A 3,187-nucleotide genomic window follows, 5' to 3' on the forward strand; every position below is an offset into this window, starting at 1 on the left:
AGGGCGAGCCGTGATCTTGCAGGCCGATGTAGCCGCGGCGTGGATGATCTTTGTAGGCGATGTCGAACTTGTGCGGCGTGCCATCGGGGCGCTGATTCGGCTGCGTGAACTGGTCCAGATTCATCCGTGTAACCTGTTCGCCGTTGATCACGACGTCGATCAGGTTCTTGTCGCACGTTATCTCGATGTGGTTCCACTGGCCGACCGGGTGCATGGCATTGCGCGAGGGTTTTACCAGGTCGTAGATCGCGCCCGTGTCGGTGTAGCCGGCCGTGGTCGTGTCGTCGAGCGCCACCTCCAGGCCATTGAAACCCACGTCCTTGCCGGGCCGGGGCGTCAGTGGGAATGTGCGAATAAAGATCCCGCTGTTGCATCCCTTGCTGAGCTTGAAATCGAGCGCCAGACGAAAATTCTCCCACTGTTCCTCATGGATGAGCATGTAGCCACCGCTGCGGTGCGGATTCAGACTGGCATCTTCGATCGGCGTCTTGCTCGGCTGCAGCGTGTTGGTCTTCCAGCCCGCGAACGTGCTGCCGTCGAACAGCAGTTGCCAACCGTCCTGCTTTTCCTGCGGGCTGAGCGTGTTGTCGGCGGCGCGAGCCGCCGCGCACCACGCACATAGGAAGCCCAGAACGAGCAAGCCACGTAACGGCATCATCGAAAGTTTCCTAAGTGTTCTTGGGAGTCGGCAGAACCGCTCGGACCGCGTTATTCCGTGGTTGACGCGGATCTGATAATCGGGAGCTCTCTGACGGACCTCTTGCCCTGTTGGGTTCCTCATCCGAAAGGAGTGACTGCACGGCGTTCAACCGACTACGCATTCTTTCTGTGCGTCCCAGCGCATCATTTTGCTTTGCCGGTAACTTTCGACCGCCAGCTTGATGGCCACCATCGTTGCGGCACCCAGCTTGGCGTTGCAATTGAGCGTTGCCTGGCCACGAATGCAATCGACGAAATTTCCCTTCATGTCGCGGCGCGGTTTCGGCTCGAGCTTCACTTCGGTCAAACCGCCGTTGGCCGCCTTGAATTCGTCGGCGAATTCGCTGTTCACTTTCAGTACCGGCGCGCCGTCGAAATCCATCGTGCCATGCTTACCGTAGATGCGGTCGCCGATCTGCGTGTCGTTCGTCAATGTGCTGACCAGGAAGATCGAATGCTCGCTCGGATAATCGACGGTCATCAAGAACGTATCGGGAATGTCGCGACCGTCCTTCTCGATATACTGCCCTCCGACGGCGCTAACGCGTAGCGGGTATTCGCCGTTGGGACCCGCGATAGCCAGCAGCAGCGGCGCCAATTTGTGATACAAGAGGTCGGTGGCGACGCCGCCGTTATACGGCCAGTATTTGCGGAAGCGGAAAAAGTGTTCCGGGTTCCAAGGAATCTTCGGCGCCAATCCCCACTCGTGCCCAAGCCACATGTTCCAGTCGACGAAATCTTCTCCGCTCTTATCGGGGCCGGCGGCCGGGTCGATCTTTTGATGATCGTTGAACAGGCAGACCCGCGAGTTGCGGTTATAGCTCCCCTGCGCCCAAGTGACCTTGCCGATACGGCCAGCGCGAATCGCCTCGTGCGCGAGCCAGACGCCGTCGTTGCCGGTGGCTTGCGGTCCGACTTCCAACACCTTGCCGTAACGTTCGACCGCGTCGCGTAGCTCGATCGCTTGTTCGACTGTGTGCGTCATCGGCTTCTCGACATACACGTGCTTGCCACTGGCCATCGCGTCGATCGCGATCTTGGAGTGCCAATGGTCAGGAGTGGCGATCAACACCGCATCGATGTCGTTGCGATCGAGCAGCTTGCGGTAGTCGAGTTGGCCGTTGACGCCGCTGATACTCTTGGCCCGGTCGAGTCGCTTTTGATATACATCGCACACGGCGGCGACTTGCAGGTTATCTTCGCCAGCGCGCTTGACCAGCTCGTTCAAGTGGCCGGTTCCCATGCCGCCGCAACCGATTACGCCAAAACGAATGCGGTCGTTGGCGCCCAACACGGCGCCGCGGGCAAATCGGCCGAGGGCCAATGTTCCCCCGGCAGCCACCGCGGCTGTACCCAGAAAAGCGCGTCGCGTGAATGCGTGATGCGTCATGAGAGGAAGGCTCCTGTCGCGGAGGGGTGCTCGATGGGATTGCGTGCCTGGCCGAGAGCGGATTCTAACCTCCCCAGAGGCCGCGTTGTAGCAGCGGAAGAGGTCTGGCAGCGCCTTTGATTTTTCCCGCCATACCGCAGCAAGGGTGCGCCTGACCCGATGGGCAGAGTTAGTTACAATACGCCCGGCAGCGGCCCGGTCGTTTATCAGGTCGGCTCTACGTTCCGGCCGATGGTCCCTGCTTGGTTGCTCAAGTCGACATTCGGTCCGCATGCCCGTTCCAAGCATGAGCGAAAAACCACCATCGTCCGATGAGCCGCCGCACAGCCGCGACGAGCAGCCCCGCGCAGGGCGTGCGGCCTGCCCGGTCTGTGGTGGGCCCTTAATCGACCGGCGCGGCAAGATGGTCTGTTCGCGATGTCACACCATCTGCGAAACCTGTTGCGAAGGGGGAGCCGGCGGTTGAGCCGGCTAGTCGCCGCGGGCTGCTAGCAACCGCTTTCTGCCCTTGGGTCGCAGCGGGCTTTGCCGCTATGATTCCCCGCCGCAGAAGCGTCTCGAAAGAGATTCGCAGGCGCCGCGGCTTAGCCCATCTGAAAACAGGCAGTCGTCGCGTCCTAGTGCGCCGCGCCGGCGCTCGCGGGAATTGTCGGATTCAAAGGATTGACCATGGCATTACGCGAAGACTTCGAAAGCGTGGGGAATTGGCTGTTTCGCTGGCGCAGTTACCTGCCGCTGGCACTGATCCCTATTTTGGCATTGGGTCTGTGGGAGAACCGCGTGGCGGGATTCGTTCCGCCATTGTGGTGGACGCTGATTTGCTTTGCCGTATCACTGACTGGACTGGGCGTGCGCATCGCCACGATTGGGTTCACGCCCGCAGGAACCTCGGGCCGCAACACCGATGGGCAGCGGGCCGACGAGTTGAACACGTCGGGCATCTACTCCACGGTGCGGCATCCGCTCTACCTGGGCAACTATTTGATGTGGTTGGGCGTCACAATGTACAGCCAGTTGTGGTGGCTGGTCACGATCGTGTCGTTGGTCTTCTGGTTGTATTACGAGCGAATCATGTTCGCCGAGGAAGAGTTTCTTCGT

General features: G+C 60.3%; 3 protein-coding genes. 1 reads left to right on the forward strand and 2 read right to left on the reverse strand.

The window, feature by feature from the left end:
- Together VGG64_24925 and VGG64_24930 are read right to left on the reverse strand one after the other, a co-directional pair.
- Positions 1-658: DUF1080 domain-containing protein (locus VGG64_24925; GenBank protein ID HEY1602872.1), on the reverse strand; the 658-nt coding region annotated here is incomplete at its 3' end.
- A gap of 147 nt (positions 659-805) precedes the next feature.
- Positions 806-2,089 (reverse strand): Gfo/Idh/MocA family oxidoreductase, encoded by a 1,284-nt coding sequence (locus VGG64_24930; protein HEY1602873.1) that lies wholly within the window; start codon positions 2,087-2,089, stop codon positions 806-808.
- A 669-nt stretch (positions 2,090-2,758) separates the two neighbouring features.
- On the opposite strand from VGG64_24930, the gene VGG64_24935 reads away from it, so the two are divergent.
- Positions 2,759-3,187 (forward strand): methyltransferase (locus VGG64_24935; protein ID HEY1602874.1); only part of this gene is annotated, 429 nt, incomplete at its 3' end.

It is taken from the genome of Pirellulales bacterium, from assembly GCA_036490175.1.
In the GTDB taxonomy this organism is placed as follows: Bacteria; Planctomycetota; Planctomycetia; order Pirellulales; family JACPPG01; genus JACPPG01.

What these genes read in the sequence shown, in the direction of transcription:
- VGG64_24930 (HEY1602873.1), bottom strand. Translation starts at nt 2,089, where the DNA reads ATGACGCATCACGCATTCACGCGACGCGCTTTTCTGGGTACAGCCGCG.